At 33.7% G+C, this 19398-nt stretch carries 13 protein-coding genes; 6 read left to right on the forward strand and 7 right to left on the reverse strand.

The window, feature by feature from the left end; all coding sequences use genetic code 11:
- Positions 1-109 precede the first annotated feature (109 nt).
- The 4 genes from ACFPTQ_RS08960 to ACFPTQ_RS08975 all read right to left on the reverse strand — a co-directional run bounded on the left by ACFPTQ_RS08960 (position 110) and on the right by ACFPTQ_RS08975 (position 5412).
- Positions 110-748, reverse strand: a complete 639-nt coding sequence (locus ACFPTQ_RS08960; protein WP_278035472.1) for a peroxiredoxin — start codon at positions 746-748, stop codon at positions 110-112.
- 124 nt (positions 749-872) lie between these two features.
- Positions 873-2459: a glycoside hydrolase family 3 protein gene (locus tag ACFPTQ_RS08965; protein ID WP_379776547.1), complete on the reverse strand. Its 1587-nt coding sequence runs from the start codon at positions 2457-2459 to the stop codon at positions 873-875.
- Between the two features lie 138 nt (positions 2460-2597).
- The gene (locus ACFPTQ_RS08970) at positions 2598-3866 is read right to left on the reverse strand and encodes an MFS transporter (protein WP_379776550.1); all 1269 of its coding nucleotides are present in this window, start codon (positions 3864-3866) and stop codon (positions 2598-2600) included.
- Positions 3853-5412: a glycoside hydrolase family 10 protein gene (locus ACFPTQ_RS08975; RefSeq protein WP_379776552.1), complete on the reverse strand. Its 1560-nt coding sequence runs from the start codon at positions 5410-5412 to the stop codon at positions 3853-3855. The genes ACFPTQ_RS08970 and ACFPTQ_RS08975 overlap by 14 nt, the downstream gene beginning before the upstream one ends.
- Before the next feature lie 241 nt (positions 5413-5653).
- Between ACFPTQ_RS08975 and ACFPTQ_RS08980 the strand changes: the two genes are divergently transcribed.
- The 3 genes from ACFPTQ_RS08980 to ACFPTQ_RS08990 all read left to right on the forward strand — a co-directional run bounded on the left by ACFPTQ_RS08980 (position 5654) and on the right by ACFPTQ_RS08990 (position 10717).
- Entirely contained in the window at positions 5654-8563 is a 2910-nt protein-coding gene (locus tag ACFPTQ_RS08980; RefSeq protein WP_379776555.1) for an FAD-binding and (Fe-S)-binding domain-containing protein, read from the forward strand.
- A 381-nt stretch (positions 8564-8944) separates the two neighbouring features.
- A complete protein-coding gene (locus tag ACFPTQ_RS08985; protein WP_379776558.1) occupies positions 8945-10231 on the forward strand; it encodes a hypothetical protein in 1287 nt (428 codons plus the stop codon).
- 252 nt (positions 10232-10483) lie between these two features.
- Positions 10484-10717: a hypothetical protein gene (locus ACFPTQ_RS08990; RefSeq protein ID WP_379776561.1), complete on the forward strand. Its 234-nt coding sequence runs from the start codon at positions 10484-10486 to the stop codon at positions 10715-10717.
- Between the two features lie 350 nt (positions 10718-11067).
- Here the strand turns inward: ACFPTQ_RS08990 and ACFPTQ_RS08995 are convergent, their stop codons facing one another.
- A complete protein-coding gene (locus tag ACFPTQ_RS08995; protein WP_379776564.1) occupies positions 11068-13239 on the reverse strand; it encodes a S9 family peptidase in 2172 nt (723 codons plus the stop codon).
- 289 nt (positions 13240-13528) lie between these two features.
- Here ACFPTQ_RS08995 and lpdA point away from each other — a divergent pair, with 289 nt between their 5' ends.
- Positions 13529-14932: a dihydrolipoyl dehydrogenase gene (lpdA, locus tag ACFPTQ_RS09000; protein WP_379776566.1), complete on the forward strand. Its 1404-nt coding sequence runs from the start codon at positions 13529-13531 to the stop codon at positions 14930-14932.
- Positions 14933-14999: 67 nt separating this feature from the next.
- Here lpdA and ACFPTQ_RS09005 read toward each other — a convergent pair whose 3' ends face one another.
- The gene (locus ACFPTQ_RS09005) at positions 15000-15380 is read right to left on the reverse strand and encodes a DoxX family membrane protein (RefSeq protein ID WP_278035481.1); all 381 of its coding nucleotides are present in this window, start codon (positions 15378-15380) and stop codon (positions 15000-15002) included.
- Between the two features lie 313 nt (positions 15381-15693).
- A complete protein-coding gene (locus ACFPTQ_RS09010) occupies positions 15694-16590 on the reverse strand; it encodes a DUF4349 domain-containing protein (RefSeq protein WP_379776569.1) in 897 nt (298 codons plus the stop codon).
- A 192-nt stretch (positions 16591-16782) separates the two neighbouring features.
- On the opposite strand from ACFPTQ_RS09010, the gene ACFPTQ_RS09015 reads away from it, so the two are divergent.
- On the forward strand, positions 16783-18069 hold the full coding sequence (locus tag ACFPTQ_RS09015; RefSeq protein ID WP_379776570.1) for an anthranilate synthase component I family protein: 1287 nt from the start codon (positions 16783-16785) through the stop codon (positions 18067-18069).
- 16 nt (positions 18070-18085) lie between these two features.
- Positions 18086-19396, forward strand: coding sequence for a tRNA lysidine(34) synthetase TilS (gene tilS / locus ACFPTQ_RS09020; protein ID WP_379776573.1), 1311 nt, complete (start codon positions 18086-18088; stop codon positions 19394-19396).
- Positions 19397-19398: the final 2 nt, after the last annotated feature.

The following is a 19398-nucleotide window of genomic DNA, read 5'->3' on the forward strand; positions in this document are numbered from 1 at the left end:
GATTGAATTCAGTACATTTTAATTTTTGGAATGTTAATGATTCTTTTAGAAAAAACTCCAAATCCCAAAATTGGAATTTGGAATTTTTAATATTTGGAAATTTGACTTCTTAGTTAGCGCTTAAGTAAGCAGCAGTACTATTTCTGTCAGCAGTCATAGCTTCTTTTCCTTCTTCCCAGTTAGCAGGACAAACTTCACCTTTTGTTTGAACGTGAGTATACGCATCTACTAAACGTAAATATTCGTTTACGTTACGTCCTAATGGCATATCATTAACACTTTCGTGGAAAATTTTTCCTGTTTCGTCGATTAAGTAAGTAGCTCTGTAAGTAACGTTAGAACCTTCCACTAAATAAGTGTCAGCATCTTCGTTGTAAACACCTGCCTCAGCATCTAAAATACCTAAAGCAGCTGATAAATTTCTTGTAGTATCGGCTAAAAGTGGGTAAGTAACACCTTCGATTCCACCGTTGTTTTTTGGAGTATTTAACCAAGCAAAGTGTACTTCGTTAGTATCACAAGAAGCACCAATTACGATTGTGTTTCTTTTTTCAAATTCTGGTAAAGCAGCTTGAAAAGCGTGTAATTCAGTTGGACAAACAAAAGTAAAATCTTTTGGGTACCAAAATAAAAGTACTTTTTTGTTGTTGTTTACTGCTTCTTCAAAAATGTTGATTTTCAAGTTATCACCCATTTCAGAAATGGCGTCTACTGCAATACTTGGGAATTTTTTTCCTACTAATGACATATTATTTGTTTTTAAAGTTATTATTTGATAGTGCAAAAATAAGGGTTTAAAGAAGTTTTTAGTAATAGTGGTTGATTATAAAAACTTATTTAGTAATAATATTTGTTTATTGTTTTTGTTTAACTCATTGAATTTCAATATATACAGGTGTTTTTCCAATGCAATTCACTCGAGATAAAAATTGTTGAGCAGCATTAATTTGGAATTCTTTGAAATCTTGATAGACTTCTATGACGCTGTAAGCCTTAGATAAATTAGGAATTAATGGCAAAACATAAGGATTTCCAAATACATATACCTCGCATTTTTGTGTTGACAATAATCTATCTAAAAATGCGAAAATAGCATCATCAATTTCAAAACGATTCAATGGTTTCGCTTTAGGAACAAATAATGCGATAGTTATTAAATCAAATGAGGCTAATTCTTTTTCTAATGAAACAAAGTCTAGGTTATTTATCGATTCAATTGCAAAAACGGCGCAGTTTGTTTCAGTTTGAATGCATTTAGAAAAATCATTTTCTACCGATTTGTATATAGAAAGAACTGCTTTTTTTGGATTGGTTAAGGTTACGTTAGTACTATTGTCAATTACTTTGGTAATGCTACATTCAGCTATTTGCGCATTTAATTCGGATGCTTTTTCAAAATCGAGTTGGGTTTCTTTTTCAGTTTGTAAATTAAACAAACCTACTTTTTCCTTGCATTTCCAGATTCGGTTGAAACTTTCGTTGATTCGTTCTTCTGAGGCATTTTCTAAAATAGCCTGAATTCCTTCGGGTACATTTTCGGCAAAGCACAATACATCATTTCCGGCATTAAAAGCTTCCCATTCCAAATGACCTTTTACATCGTATAATTTTGAAACACTATGCATGTTCAAAGCATCCGAAATCACCAAACCTTCATATCCTAATTGCTCTCTCAGTAATTTTTGAATAATGTTTTTCGAAAGAGTAGCAGAGGTGTTTTTTCCTTCGTTCAAGGCAGGAACAGCCAAATGTCCTATCATAATCGAATCGACTTGATTTTCGATTCCTTTAATAAACGGATACAATTCATTAGCTAATAATTGTTCTAAGTTTTCTTCTAAAATAGGCAATCCTAAATGTGAATCGACATTGGTGTTTCCGTGCCCCGGAAAATGTTTCAAACAGCCTAATACGCCTGCATCGCTCATGCCACGTAAATATTCCAAGGCAAAATTGGCTACTTTTTCTTTGTTTTCACCAAAAGAACGATAACCAATCACAGGATTATTTGGATTGTTATTGATGTCGGCCAATGGAGCCAAATTGTATTGAATTCCAGCCGATTTTAAATCCAAAGCAATTTGTTTTCCAACTTGGTAAACCAAGTCTTTTTTGTCTTCAGGCAAAGCCCCCAAAGTGATGGCATAAGGATATTGTGGTGTTTTTTCCACACGCATGGCTAATCCCCATTCGGCATCAATACTCATTAAAAGGGGAGTGGAAGCACATTTTTGATAACGAACAATCAATTCTTTCAATCGTTGGTAACTATCATCGTTGAATTCTACTTTTTTCTTGGATTCATAGTTGGTTGCCGCACTGGCACGACTATGGAAAAAAGTCAATCCGCCAATGTTGTATTTTTTGATTAATGCTTCGGTTGCCTGAATATTTTCTTCAGTATCATTGATAAAAACAGCAGGGAAAAAGAATTGTCCTATTTTTTGTTCGAGTGTCATTGTCGTTTATTATAATTGTATGCTTAGGGGCTAAATTAATTCCACGCAGATTACGCAGATTTAGCGGATAAGACAGATTTAAAATCTAAATCTGTGAAAATCTGTTTCATCCGTTTCATCTGTGTTCCTAAAAAATTGTTACTCCGTTTTCTTCCCGAAATCCTTTGGGTAAATCAAGAATCTGGATAAAATAATTCCCGGAATCGTAGCCAGTAAAACCCAGATAAAGAAATTTCCATAACCTAAATATTCCTGAATGTAACCACTAGCCATTCCTGGTAACATCATTCCTAAAGCCATAAAACCAGTAGCTATCGCATAATGAGAAGTTTTAGATTCGCCTTCTGCTACATAAATCAAGTACATCATAAAAGCAGCAAATCCAAAACCGTAACCAAATTGTTCCGCAATAACCGTGATATAGACATAGTAAACAGAAGCTGGGTGAAAATGAGCTAGTAAAATAAAGCCAATAATAGGTAAGTGCATGGCTAAAATCATAGGGAGCATCCATTTGCCTAATCCATTTTTAGAAATGGCAATTCCGCCTAAAATTCCACCAATAGTTAGAGCCAAAACACCAAAAGTTCCATAAATAACACCTACATCTTGGGTAGTCAACCCTAATCCGCCCACTTTTATATCGTCAATCAGGAAAGGAGTCAACATTTTTAATAATTGTGATTCCCCCAAGCGGAATAATAAAATAAAAGCTAATATCAAACCAATCTGTTTCTTTTGGAAAAAACTGCCAAAAACACTAAAGAAATTCGCTTTCGATTCTGAATTTTCGGATAGTTTGTTTTGGTTAGTTTCTGTTTTTGGCGTAGCAAAAAAGTTATAAACCGTAATCAAGGTCATTAATAATCCCACGAAAATCATGGTATACGACCAGGCTTTCTGGTTATCGCCATATCCTTGTTCCAAATAACCTCCAATGATTACTATTAATCCGTTTCCGGTAAGCATTGATAAACGATAGAAAGTACTTCTAATTCCTAAGAAAAAAGATTGCTGGTCTTTGGTTAAAGCCAAAAGATAAAATCCATCACTAGCTACGTCATTGGAAGCCGAAGCAAAGGCAGCTACCCAAAAAATAGCCAAACTAATCATGAAAAACTGATTCGTCGGAATCGTTAATCCGACAACTAAAAAAGCAATAGAAATAAGCAATTGCATGCTTAAAAACCATTTCCTTTTGGTCGAATACAATTCGATAAACGGACTCCATAGTGGTTTGATTACCCAAGGTAAATAGAGCCAGCTGGTGTACAGACCAATATCTTCATTGGAAATTCCTAGATTTTTGTACATGATTACCGAAACCGAAATAATAATAGCATAGGGTAATCCAGAAGCAAAGTTCAAAACGGGAATCCAGTACCAAGGTTTGTTATCTGTTTTCATTCGTGATTGTTTTTTTGTTAGAGGCTTTTAATAAGGTTGCTTGGCTTTCATTTCCAAAATAATCAATAAAAGTTAACGCACAATTATTGTGTTTTTCCAAGTATAATTTGGGGATATCTACGGTAATACTGTCACTATTATTTGCTACGTGAATTTTATCAATAATTTGGCTTGGATTAGTAATGTCGATTTGGTTTTTATGCGTTGCACCATATACCATCACATATCGAATTTTACTTTGCTTAGGGAAATCCAAAGTTACAATTGTAGTAGGACTTTGGTTGTTGATATTGGTGATAATTGGCGTATCCAAAACTTCTTTTCTTGAATTTGGAACTACGTAAGGCAAAGCTGGATATTGGTACTGATTGTCCTGCAATAATTGGGTAACCGCATTGTTTTTATTCACAAACCATTTGGCACTAAAAAAAGCATTTCCGTTAATATTATTAAAACCACGTGTTAAATCAATTTGGTTAGGGATTTCAGTAGGGTTAGACCATTTTTTATCCGAATCATTATTAATCTTGTAGCTTCCGTTTCCTATGTATAAAGCGGTGCTGTTATTAGTATTTTCAGACCACCATTTGGCTAACTTTGCATAAGATGCCTTAGGGTGATCGATGCTCCAATACAATTGTGGTAATAAATAATCGATATAATTGCCTTCCATCCAAGCCATTGGATCGGCATATAAATCATCATAATTGGTTTGTCCTGCCTGCGTGTCAGAACCTTTTGGATCTACTGATTTGTTTCTCCAAACACCAAACGGACTAATACCAAATTGAACCCAAGGTTTTAAATTTTTGATTGCGGTGTAAGTATTTTTTAAATAGGTGTTCACATTGTCACGACGCCAATCTTCACGACTTAGTCCTTTTCCATATTTTTTATAGGATGCCGTATCGTTAAATTCCAATCCTTTTATGCGGTACGGATAAAAATAATCGTCAAAATGTACTGCGTCAATATCATAATTGGCCACAACTTCTTCAATAACTGTTATTAAATGTTTTTGAACTTCAGGTAGTGCAGGGTTGTAATAGTATTTGTCACTGTATTTGATCATCCATTCCGGATGTTTAATTACGTCATGATTTCTGTTTAATTCGGCTGTATTTAAATCCATTGTTGCTCGGTAAGGATTGAACCAGGCGTGAAATTCAAAACCGCGATTGTGCGCTTCTTCAATCATCCATTCTAAAGGATCATAATAAGGTGATGGAGCCTGTCCTTGTTTACCCGTTAAATATTTAGACCAAGGTGCTAGTGTGGTTGGGTACAAAGCATCGCCAGATGTTCGTATTTGAACAATAACGACATTGTAGTTTAGTTTTTTATAAGTATCTAGAATTTCCAGAAAATCAGCCTTTTGTTTGGCTACCGAATCTGTATTTTTAACTGGCCAGTCAATATTGGCTACCGTTGCAATCCAAACAGCCCTGAATTCATTTTTAGGTTTTAAACTTTTTTGTTCTTGGCTGTAGCCAATATTAAGTATTAAAAAAGAAAGAAATAGGCAAAAAAGATTTTTAATTCTCATTGAAATATAAGTTTTACAGTTACCAAAAATAGTTTTTTTAGTGAAGTTTACGTCTTAAATAGGGATTAATTTTTCACAGATTTCATAGCACAATTTTTTTGCCAAAATAAAACAGCTATTTTTTTTCTTGATAAAAAAAACATTCGATAAGGGCTAAAGATTATTTTAATTATGGATATTATATATTTGTCAAATGATTTTATAAAAACCGTATTCAAAATACACAAAAGATAATTCGATTATGTCTAATTCACACACTTTAGAGCAATTGGCTGATTCTTTAGAAGGAGATCTTTTTTACGATAATTTACATAAAACCTTATATGCTACGGATGCTTCGGCATATCGTATTATTCCTCAAGCAGTTGCCTTGCCTAAGTCGGTGGAGGACATCGTTCGATTGGTACAATTTGCGATTGCTAACAAAACTACCCTCATTCCCAGAACCGCAGGAACTTCCTTAGCGGGACAAACTGTTGGGAACGGAATTGTGGTAGATGTTTCGAAATATTTTACCGGAATATTGGCTTTTGATGCTGAAAATAAAACCGTTACGGTACAACCAGGGGTCATTCGCGACGAATTGAATTTATTCCTAAAACCTCATGGCGTTTTTTTTGGACCCAATACTTCGACTTCTAATCGCTGTATGATTGGGGGAATGGTAGGAAACAATTCTTCGGGTACGACTTCCATTCGTTATGGGGTAACCCGTGATAAAATTGTAGAAATCAAAGCCGTTTTAGCCGATGGTTCGAAAGCCGTTTTCAATACCATAACTTCGGCTGAATTTATCGAAAAAACCAAAGGCGATTCTTTAGAAAGTGCTATTTACAGAAAATTGTACGAAGAATTATCCAATGAGGCGAATCAGCAGGAAATTAAAAACGAATTTCCAAAACCTGAAATTCACCGTCGCAATACCGGTTATGCCGTAGATGTATTGCTAAAATCGGATTTATTTGGAGGAACGGAACCAACCATTAATGTTGGGAAACTCCTTTGCGGAAGCGAGGGAACGCTTGCCATTACTACCGAAGTTACCTTAAAAGTAGACGATTTACCACCATCTAATAATATCATGGTGGTGACGCATTTTAATAGTATTCAAGAGAGTTTGGAGGCGGTGATGATCGCCATGAAGCATCATTTGTACACCTGCGAAATGATTGATGATACCATTTTGGATTGTACCAAACACAATAAGGAGCAAAGCAAAAACCGTTTTTTTATTCAGGGTGAACCCAAAGCGATTATGCTATTTGAGGTAGGTTCGTACATCAGTATGGACGAAGCCGAAAAACAGGCGGATGATTTAATCCGTGATTTAGAAGCGAGTAATTTTGGTTATGCTTCGCCAAAATTGTATGGTGCGGATATCGAAAAAGTAAACGAATTACGTAAGGCTGGTTTGGGGCTTTTAGGAAGTATCGTAGGTGATGACAAAGCAGCCGATTCTATTGAAGATACAGCGGTTGAATTGAGTGATTTGCCTAATTATATAGCCGATTTCTCAGCGATGATGGAACGCCACGGACAATCGGCGATTTATTATGCGCATGCGGGTGCGGGCGAATTGCACCTGCGTCCGGTGTTGAATTTAAAAACCAAAGAGGGCGTTTACCAATTTAGAAATATCGCTACCGAAGTGGCTATTTTGGTCAAAAAATACCGTGGTTCGCTAAGTGGTGAGCACGGAGACGGAATTGTAAGAGGGGAGTTTTTACCTTTTATGATTGGCGAAAAGAACTACGAATTACTAAAAAGAGTAAAATTGGCTTTCGACCCGAATTCAGTATTGAATATGGGGAAAATTGTCAATGCCTTAAAAATGGATGAAAACTTCCGTTTTGAAGCAGGCAGGGTAGAACCGGATATCAAAACCATTCAGGATTTCTCGGATAGTTTAGGGATTTTACGTGCTGCCGAAAAATGTAACGGTTCCGGCGATTGTAGAAAAATGCCTTCGGCAGGAGGAACTTTATGCCCAAGTTACCGCGCTACTCGTAATGAAAAAGATACCACTCGTGCGCGTGCCAACGCTTTACGAGAATATTTGACGCATTCAGACAAGGAAAATAAATTCGATTATAAGGAATTATACGAAGTTTTTGAATTGTGCGTGAGCTGTAAGGCTTGTGCCAGCGAATGTCCTTCGAATGTGGATGTGGCAACTTTAAAAGCCGAATTTTTATACCAATACCAAAAGGTAAATGGTTTTTCGTTGCGTAACAAATTATTTGCAAACAATGCCAAAATGAACAAGATGGGAAGTTTGTTTCCGTCGTTGACCAATATTGTTTCGAATCTTTCCATGGTAAAAAAAGCGATGGGAATTGCTCCGGAACGTGAAGTACCTCATTTGGCCAAAACGACTTTCAGGAAATGGCTGGAGAAAAACGGAAAAAACAAAAGCAATGGCATTGGTAAAAAAGTGGTGTTGTTTTGTGATGAATTTACCAATTATTACGATGTGAATGTAGGAATTGATGCTTTCGAATTGTTGACGCAATTAGGTTACGAAGTCATTACGGTGGATCATGAAGAAAGCGGTAGGGCTTATTTGTCAAAAGGATTCCTGGAAGAAGTCAAAATGCTGGCAGTTAAAAACGTGGCTACTTTTGCGCCAATCATTACCGAAGATTGTCCGTTAATTGGGTTGGAACCTTCGGCGATATTGACTTTTAGAGATGAATATTTACGTTTAGCGGAAGATAAAGATGCCGCGCAAAAATTAGCCAAAAACGTCTTTACGATTGAAGAGTTTTTCAAGAAAGAAATTCTGGCGGGACGTATTCATGCAGGACAATTTTCAACGGCTGAAAAGCAGATTAAAATCCACGGACACTGCCACCAAAAATCATTAAGTGCTGTTGAAGCTACTTTCGCGATGCTGAATGTGCCTAAAAACAATACTGTTACCATTTACAACTCCGGTTGTTGCGGAATGGCAGGTTCTTTTGGTTACGAAGCAGAGCATTACGACATTAGTATGAAAATGGGTGAGGACACCTTATTCCCTAAAATTAGGGCTACCGAAGCCGATGTTGCCATTGCAGCTGCAGGAACTTCTTGCCGTCACCAGATATACGACGGTACCAGCCGCGAAGCCCAACATCCGGTAAGTATTTTAAAAAGCTGTTTGAAATAAGACAATAACAATTGCAATGACAAATACAAAAAGCTATGCTTCGAAAGGAGTGTAGCTTTTTTTGTTTATTTGTAACGCTTTTCTTTTTTATGTAAGAAATATTTTTAAATTTGTTTAAAAAATAATACACAATAATTTAAACTAAAATATGCGAATAACATGTCGATAAGGAATATAACGGCTTTAATTTATGCGTGTATATATTAGTTGGCAGACATTTTAACCTAAAAAATTGTGAAAAGAATAATATTAAGCATTTTACTTTTCAATTTTATTAATTGTATTTCTCAAATATCGAAAGAATTAGAAAGTTTTATTAAACCTTTTGAGGATTATAAAACTTTCAATGCAATCGGTTGGAAAAATGATTCTATTTCAAAATTGCTAAACAAAAAAGCGACTGAAGAAGAATTAGTTTATCTTTCATTAAATGGTAAAAACACATTCACAAAAGGAATTTCAATTGAAACGCTAATAAATAGAAAAAGTGAAAAAGTGTTTGATGTTTATGATAATTTGATTGATTCGAAATACGCCTTAGTTTATGCAACTGAATGTTTATCAGATAGCACAAGTTTTCCAAACTTTATTTTTCAAAGTTTAACTTTTAATCAAAACTATTCAAAAGATGAAATAACTTCAAACAAAGAAATATTAATTCGTAAAATATTAAATAAAAATCCAGTAAATATAAAATTATTGGAAAGCATAAATTATTGGATTCCGCAAAATGAAGAATTCTATGAACCAATAAGAAATATTGTGATAGAAAATAAGTCTTCTGCCCTATTAGTCACTATTGCAAAATATAAAAAAGAAAAAGATATAGAATTAATTAAAAGCTTCGGAATTGATGCTTTACCTGCAATTGAAGAATTTCCAAACGAAAAATTTAGAGAAATATTAGAAGCTAATATTAAGTTTGATGACTTTCAATATATGTTTGCTTTAGCAAAATCTTGCACTCCCGAAACTGTTAAAACAGTTGAAAAAGCTATTCAACTCAAAATTGAAGATTTAAAAAATAATGATTGTGGGAATAACTGTTTAAGCACAATTTACAATCAAATTGAAATGAATAAATGTGAATTATTTTATCCAGCATTAGAAAAATTATGGCTTACAAATAAAATAATCTCATATAATATTCTCGATAATTATAAAAAAAGGCATTCAAAAATAGAGACAAAAAATTTCTTATTTAATGGTTTAATGCTAAAAGGAAAATCAGAAATTATTCATAAAAATATTTACGATGATAGTGATTTCGTAGAAAATATGGAAAGTGGTTTGACTTGGAATAAAGAAGGTAAATTAATCCATATCTTAAACGAGTTAAAAAAAATATCTAAAGAAGAATATTTAAAAGCTTTAGAAAATAACATAATCGAAAGCGAGGATTTAGGTTTGCCAAATTTTGTAAAAGAATTAAACGACAAAAAAAGTTTATTGATAGTTAAAAATTCATTCATTGAGAAACTCAAAATAAACGAAAATACTTACGGTTTGTTATTAATAATGGAAGCAATTAAATTATTAAAAGATAAAGAAACTTTTAATAAAGGTTTTGAAGTTTTAAAAACCAGAAAAGAAGAATTTAAAAAATTTCCGGGTTGGGAAAAAGACTTAAAAGATTTTGTAAAATTGAACAACCTAACATTAGAATAAAAAAAAACAGCTAGCGCGAGCATCTTGCTCGTGCTCATATCGAGAAGAGTTTGTATAGGTTTTAAAGGAGAAATATGAAAAATATATTTATAACACTTATTTTATTGTTATTTTCGAATATTACAGTATCGCAAAATACAATTGATGAGAAAGTTACAGGAAATTGAATTGTTAAACGAATAGTTAAATCAAATAGCAATCCTAACTTTAAAGAAATTACAGATAGTTTTGCCACAGTCACTTTATAAATTTATGAAAGACCATTCATTTTTAATGACTTCAAAAAGTAATTCAAAGTTATTCAAAATGTTAACCAATATGACCAATGGAAAAAAATGGATTACTCAAGACAATTCTATTATCCATATTAGGTCAAAAAGTGATAATTATAACATCATGAAAATAATTTATAAAGAAGAAAATAATTATATCACTTTTACAATTTATGAAAGTGATTTGGTTTTTGTGGTTGAAAAGCAAATATAAAACTGACTATGCAAAGTAAAAGAAAATCAGACTGTGTTGATTTACCATAATCGGCTATGTAGATTTATAATAAAAACTCCAGACCGCTCGGATATGATCGACAGTCGATAACAATCATAGCATAAATTGGTTTTTAGAATTACTAGATGAGATTGCCGCGCTATCGCTCGCAAAGACATCGTTGAGGAAAAATGGGTAGGATAGGTAGAAAAGCTTTTTTCTTACTAAAAAATGATGGGCATAAAGGGAATATTTATCGCTGATTGATGAATTTTGTTTTCGAACAGAACAAATAAAAAAATCCCGTCTCATTTATATGCGAGACGGGATTTTTCAGTTTTAAGACAAGCTTATTTTTTTAAATGCACATTAAAATAATCAGCAATTTTAGCATACATATGGATTCTGTCATAACCACCTACATTGTGTTCGTGGTTAGGGTATAAGAAGTAATCTACTTGTTTTCCTGCTTTGATACAAGACTCCACAAAGTTCATGCTATGTTGTTGCACCACTACAGGATCCTGAGCACCGTGGATGATTAATAATCTTCCTTTTAGGTTTTTAGCTTTATCTAATAAAGAGGCTTTAGCATAACCTTCTGGGTTTTCTTGTGGGGTATCCATGTATCTTTCACCATACATTACTTCGTAATATTTCCAGTCGATTACAGGACCACCGGCAACACCTACTTTGAATGTATCGGCTTGGTTGGTCATTAACGAAGTAGTCATGAAACCACCAAAACTCCAACCAAAGATTCCAATTTTATCAGCATCCACAAATGATTTGGATTTTAAGAATTCAATTCCTTTCATTTGGTCGGCCATTTCGTTCACACCCAATTGACGGTGATTCACATCGCAGAATTTCTTTCCACGATTATCACTACCACGATTATCCATAGTGAAGACAATATATCCTTGTTGTGCCATGTACAAATCAAAATAACCAGCACCCGTTAACCATTTGTTACTAACTAATTGCGCATGCGAACCACCGTATAAATACACCATTACGGGATATTTTTTAGTTGCATCAAAATTAGCCGGATAAATAATTCTTCCGTGCAATGGTGTTTTTCCGTCAGCGGATACTAAATCGACCATTTCGATTTTTGGTAAATTGATTTTTCCTGTGAAAGGATTTTCAGCCTTTACTAAAACGGTCGCTTTCGAAGGATTTTTAGCATCCAGAATCGAAATTTCATTTGGCGTAGCAGTGTTGCTGTATTGGTCTAAAATTAGACTTCCATCTGAAGAAACAGATGCAGCATGCACTCCAGAAATAGAAGTTAATTGTGTTGTTTTTCCTGATTTTAAATCTACTTGGAACAATTGCTGTTCTAAACCTGAATTTGTTACTCCTAGGTAATTGATTTTGCTGGCTGTAGCATCAAATCCCAGAACTTGTTTTACGATAACATCTTTGTAACCAAGATTTTTTAAAAGTTTTCCATCGGTATTGTATAAATACATTTGGTTGAAACCGAGGTTATCGGTTTGGTAAATAAATTGTGATGGATTGTTTGGAACAAATGTCAAGGCGTGTTGTGGTTCTACCCAAGTTGCTGCTTTTTCTTCGAATAAAGTTTTGACAAAAGAACCAGTTTTCGCATCATATTTGTTTAATTTTAGATGATTTTGCTCTCTGTTTAAAACGCCAATATAAATAAACTTACCAGTAGGTTCCCAAGTAACCATCGTTAAATATTGTTCTTTAGGTTCGTCAGTTTGGATAGTAATACTTTTTTGTGAGGCTACATCATAGACTACAACGGTGACATTTTCGCTGGTCATACCCGCCATTGGATATTTGATGTTATTGTTTACTGCTTCGCGTTCGTTCCAGTTGATAATTGGGTAATCACCAACCATTGTTTCGTCTTTTCGATAAAAAGCCAATTGACTTCCATCAGCGTTCCACCATATTCCGTTATCGATTCCAAATTCTTGACGGTGAACGTAATCGGAACCATTTACAATCCCTTTGTTAGTGTCATTAGTTACTTCAAGTACTTTTCCGCTAGGAGTTGTAATGCGAATGTTGTTTTCTTTTGTCCAAGCTACATTGTCGTTTGAGGCTATTTTTAGTTGTGCAGCATCATTAGGAAGAATTACTACGGCAGTTATTTTTTTGCTATTTACGTCAAAAGTTACTTTGTAATTGTTGTTTTTTCCTGTTACCTCAGTATCAAATGAAGTAGCGTTCTTCCATTTAATTTCGTAAGGAAATATTCTTAAACTAAAAATATCAGTTGGGATTTTGTCTTTAAGCGCTGCTTCAAATTCAGATTTGGTAGCCAAAGAGGTGGCTTTCCAGCCGTTTTGAGCGCTTTTTTCTAATAAAGTTGCATAATCATTACTTAAAAAGCTAATGGATTTGCTGTCTTTTCGCCATTGTTGGGCTACTTGAGTGATTGGGGCGTATTTTCGAGGACCTGTTACTGTTTCTTCAATGGTTAAATTTTGAGCCATTGCAAAACTACCCACTAATAAAAACCCTAGAATGTGTTTTTTCATCAAGTTTGATTTTTTAAATTAAGGAAACAAAAATAACAAATTGACTCGGAGTTTAATCTTTTAATTATCCGAACTATTAGGGAGAATCTGTTATATTATTGTTAAAATTCAACTTTGATTTATGGCTTTGTTTGAAGATAAAGCAATCGGATTCAGTGGGTATGCTTTTTTAGTGCAATGTTTATTTTTGTTGATTTATAACAAAATATCCTAAACTTTAAAGTTTAAACCAGTAAGAATTCCTTAATTTTGTCGCTCAATATATAAAAACATACAAAAAAAATATACTATGAATTCATTTGACGTAGTCGTTATAGGTTCGGGACCTGGAGGATATGTATCAGCGATTCGTTGTGCGCAACTAGGTTTTAAAACAGCTATTATCGAAAAATATTCCACTCTTGGAGGAACTTGTTTAAATGTAGGATGTATTCCTTCTAAAGCTTTATTGTCTTCTTCTCATCACTATGCTGAAATTGCTCATTTTGCAGATCACGGTATTGAAGTTGCAGGAGAAGTAAAAGTGAACTTAGAGAAGATGATTGCTCGTAAAAAAGCAGTCGTAGATCAAACTTCTGGTGGAATTAACTACTTGATGGATAAAAACAAAATTACTGTTTTCAATGGTTTAGGTTCCTTTGTAGATGCTACTCATGTTGCTATTGCTAAAGCTGATGGTACTTCTGAAACTATTGAAGCAAAACATACTATCATTGCTACTGGTTCTAAACCGTCTTCTTTGCCTTTTATCAAAATTGATAAAGAAAGAATCATTACATCTACTGAAGCTTTAAGCCTAACAGAAGTGCCTAAACACCTTGTGATCATTGGTGGAGGAGTTATCGGAATCGAATTAGGACAGGTGTATTTACGTTTGGGAGCTCAAGTATCGGTAGTGGAATTCATGGACAGAATCATTCCAGGAATGGATGGTGCTTTGTCTAAAGAATTGACTAAAGTCTTGAAAAAACAAGGAATGAAATTCTATACTTCTCACAAAGTGCAATCTGTTGAAAGAGCAGGCGATGTTGTAACGGTGAAAGCAGAGAATGCAAAAGGTGAGGTTATTACTCTTGAAGGAGATTATTCATTAGTATCAGTAGGTCGTCGTCCATACACTGACGGATTGAATGCTGAAGCTGCAGGTGTTAAAATCACTGAAAGAGGTCAAATTGAAGTAAACGATCATTTGCAAACTACCGCTTCAAATATTTATGCGATTGGTGATGTAGTTCGTGGTGCGATGTTAGCGCACAAAGCAGAGGAAGAAGGAACTATGGTTGCTGAAATCTTAGCAGGACAAAAACCACATATCGATTATAATTTAATTCCGGGTGTTGTTTATACTTGGCCAGAAGTTGCCGCTGTTGGAAAAACAGAAGAGCAATTAAAAGCTGAAGGTGTAGCATACAAATCAGGAAGTTTCCCATTCAAAGCTTTAGGTCGTGCAAGAGCAAGTGCTGATTTAGATGGATTTGTAAAAATCTTAGCAGATGCTAAAACGGATGAAGTATTAGGTGTTCACATGATTGGAGCAAGAACAGCTGATTTAATTGCAGAGGCAGTTGTAGCAATGGAATACAAAGCTTCTGCTGAAGATATTTCTAGAATGTCTCATGCGCATCCAACATTTGCGGAAGCAGTAAAAGAAGCAGCATTAGCAGCAACTGATAACAGAGCGATTCACGTTTAATAAACGCTGTTTTTAGATATAAAAAAAGTCCCGAGTTTTTATCCGGGACTTTTTTTTGGAGTAATTTTTAACCATTCATTTTGAATAAACCTTCGTAATTGTGCCAGTGGCTGTAAATAAGAAATATATTGCCTGCAAAGACTGCAATTGCTATAGGTAAATCTGTAGGTCTTAGAAAATAATTAATTAATAAAATATTGATGATAACAGGAAAAATTACAATGTTAGCAAGAGTAGTAAATTTTCCTGTCAAGAATGATAATCCACACAAAAATTCAACTGATTTTGCTAATGGCATTAAATAAGTTGAGGCAATTAATCCAACTTGAAAAGCTTTGAAATCACCTGTAGTAGCTGGTTCTGGATTGGAAAGGACAAAGTAACTAATAGAAGTACAAAGAAACATGGCTCCCATGAGCGTACGAACAATAAGGGTTGCGATTTTCATGATATATAGGGTTTATGGGTTAGCAAATCAAAAAAAATCTGTGCGGTTTGTCTCTTTCATGTTGGTGAAAACTCTCCCTTGGTAACCGTGTTCCATCAGAAAAACGATTGTTATTACAATCAAAGTTGGGGGTTTATTGTAATTTTGTTTTCTGTGTATCGTAAATTTACAAAAAAAATAAACTGAATTTTCAATTTTAAACAATTATTGCAGGAATATTTGTTAATTTAATAATTAATACACAGTTGTTTAGATGTAAATGTGAATGTTTTCTTTAGTTGTTTCTTTTTTCCTTTTGTGTTTTTTATTGAAATTATTCTTTAGAATTATATTTCTTAAATAAAAACCAAGCAGCTATTCCAATAATGAAAAACCACCAAATTTGTAAAATGAAAACAATAATATCGAGCAAAACATTCCATCCTGTTTTAAGAGAATCAATAATACGGAAACCAAGATTAGGCTTGTAATCATTGTAATCTTTAGTGTTAGCAATTAATTCTTGTTTAAAAGTCTCACTTTGGTAAATTTGGATTGTTAAGGTGCTAAAGTTGATTTGGTCTTGAAGGGATAAATTTTCAAGTGTAGCGGCATCTTTTTGTTCTTTTTGGTTGGCCAAATTATTTTCGGCATCCATGATGTCGTTGATTTTTTTACCTTTTGTATCAATCGCTTTTTCAACTCTTTTTTCTTTAGTAGCACTTCTTTTTTGCGAAAGTTGATTGGCGAGTATTTTTAATGAAACATCATCGGCTTTAATTACTCTATAATCCAGAAAATCAATTTGTTTAGCAATACTTTTTAGTACAGTATCTAGTCGTTTGTTTGGTACGCGTATTGTGATGTTGTTTTCTACAGAATAACGAGTAGTTTCTAGTGTACTGTCTTGACTAATTTTAGTTTTATTTTGTTCAATAATATTGCTTTGGAGATTTGTGAAACTAACAAATCCATCAAACTTACTAACAATGTTTTCAATGTAATAAGTGCTTTGGGGTACGTTTTTTACTTTGAATTTTAGATCAGCGGTGCGAATAAATTTATGTGTACTATCCTCTTTGGCTACTGCAGCTGAAGAAGATATTGTTTCGGTATTACTTAGTTGTACTTCACTAACTTCACTATTTTCATTTACTTCTGCTTTTTTACAACTAAAAATGATTGTTGAAATTGTTAGGACAATAAGGCTGGTTTTAGCGATTCTGTTCATAGAGAATTCTGTTTTTGAGGTTGGTGTTTTGTTTTTCGTCTCTCTAAATTCTTTAAAAAATTTATATCAAATGTATTAATTTTTAACACGAAAAATCTCTTTTAGAATTTATTTAACTAAAACGTTGTTTAGTGAAAAATCTTATAAGCCAACTCTTTTTTTTATTGTAATTTTACCTTTTAAAATTTTACTTTGAGAACATCTTTTATACAAGACATAACGGATCAAGACGATTTCAAAAGAAAGTTGTTATTGTGGTCACAACAATTTAGAGAAGTGACTTTTATGGATAGCAATAATTACCAACAAGAGTATTCAAATTACGATTGGATATTGGCAGTTGATGCTTTTACTTCTATTAAAACAGATTATTTTAATGCCTTTGAAGATTTAAAGCAATACCAACAATCCAGTAAAGATTGGCTTTTTGGGTATTTGTCTTATGATTTAAAAAACGATACTGAAGAATTGCAATCCAACAATTTTGACGGTTTGGGTTTTCCGGATTTGTTTTTTTATCAGCCTAAGAAATTGTTTTTAGCAAAAGGGAGCCAACTTGAAATTCGTTATTTGCACTTTTGTGATGATGAACTGGAAGATGACTGGAAAGAGATTTTGTCAATGGGAAGTGATTTTGAAACAAAGTCTTCAAAAGTTAATATCCAACAGCGTATTTCGGCTAAATCGTATCTAGAAAAAGCTAGTAAAATGTTGGATTACATTCATAGAGGGGATTTGTATGAGGCTAATTTTTGCATGGAATTCTATGCTGAAAATGCTCAAATCGAACCATTGGAAGTATTTTTAAAGTTAAATGAAATTTCGAAGCCACCTTTTGCCGTGTTTTTCAAAAATCACAAACAATATTTGTTATCAGCCTCTCCAGAGCGTTATTTGAAAAAAGAAGAAGATACCATTATTTCTCAGCCTATCAAAGGAACTGCAAAACGGTTTTCAGATCCAGAAGAAGATGAAAAATCCAAAAACGAATTAGCAAATAATGCTAAAGAACGTGCCGAAAATATCATGATAACCGATTTAGTTCGTAATGATTTATCACATACAGCACAAAAAGGTTCTGTTCAAGTAACGGAATTATGTGGTATTTATTCGTTCTTACAGGTACATCAAATGATTTCAACTATTACTTCAAAATTAGACCCGCAACATACTGCAGTTGATGCTTTAAGATTTACTTTTCCAATGGGGAGTATGACGGGAGCACCAAAGATTTCTGTGATGAAAATCATCGAAGAATTGGAAGAAACTAAAAGAGGTTTGTATAGTGGTGCGGTGGGTTATTTTACTCCTGAGGGCGATTTTGATTTTAATGTAGTTATTCGAAGTATTCTATACAATCAACAAAATCAGTATTTGTCTTTTTCGGTAGGTAGTGCGATTACGTCGCTTTCGGTTCCTGAAAATGAATATCAGGAATGTTTGCTCAAGGCAAAAGCGATGTTTGAAGTTTTAAAATAAATTATATTCCAAATCCATGCTCGATAAGCTCAAAGAACATATCAATCAAAATTTTCCTTTTTTGAATAAAAGCAAATTGCTTTTGGCTACTAGTGGAGGAATTGATAGTATGGTTATGGTTCATTTATTACATCAATTAAGGTTTGATATTGCGCTGTGCCACTGTAATTTTCAGTTGAGAGGTTTGGAAAGTTTTGGCGATCAAAATTTTGTTCAGGAGTATGCAAATACTAATCAGATTCCGTTGTTTTTGACCCAATTTGACACTGAAGCTTTCGCAAATGACTACAAGCTTTCTACTCAAATTGCAGCTCGTGAATTGCGCTACAATTGGTTTTATGAATTATTAGAAACAGAAGGATATGATTATATTGTAACAGCCCATCATGCTGATGATAACATTGAAACCTTTTTGATTAATCTGAGTCGGGGAACTGGTTTAGAAGGGTTAGTTGGAATTCCTGCTCAAAACGATAAAATTATCCGTCCTTTATTGGTTTTTTCCAGAGAAGAAATTCAGGAATATGCTAAGCAAAATCATATTCAATGGCGTGAAGATAGCAGCAATGCTTCTGATAAATATTTACGAAATAAAATCAGGCATCATCTTGTTCCTTTGTTGAAAGAATTAAATCCTAAATTTCTGGAAAGCTTTCAAAAAACGCAAACATATCTTCAAGAATCTCAAGAATTAGTTGAAGATGCAGCTGTAATGGTCTATCAACAAGTAGCGAAAGAAGAAGGTGATACTATTGTATTCAATTTAGAACAATTATTACGATTACCCAATTATAAATCCTATTTGTACCAATGGTTAAATGAGTTTGGTTTTACAGCTTGGGAGGATGTTTATGAATTAGTAGAAGCCCAATCTGGAAAACAGGTTTTTTCGGCTGATTTCCGTTTGTTGAAAGATAGAACGACTTTGATTTTAAGTCCGATTCAGGAGGAAGAAGCAGAAGTCTTTTTTATTGAAAAAGATATAAAAACTATTGAAACACCTTTGCAACTTTCTTTTTCAAAAGTAAGTAAAATTGAGAATGTTTCTCACTCGACTATTTTTGTGGACGAAGACCTATTGGTTTATCCTTTGGTATTAAAAAAATGGGAAGAAGGTGATAGTTTTCAGCCTTTTGGGATGAACGGAAAAACAAAAAAGTTAAGTAAACTTTTTAAGGATGAAAAATTATCACTGATCGAAAAAGAAAATACTTGGGTGCTTTGGTCTGGAAACCAGATCGTTTGGGTGGTTGGAATTCGTCAGGATGAAAGATTCAGGATTGATGATACCACTAAAAGTGTTTTGAGAATTAAATTAAACTCATAACA

This window comes from Flavobacterium sp. GCM10022190, assembly GCF_042656445.1.
Taxonomy (GTDB): Bacteria; Bacteroidota; Bacteroidia; order Flavobacteriales; family Flavobacteriaceae; genus Flavobacterium; species Flavobacterium nitratireducens.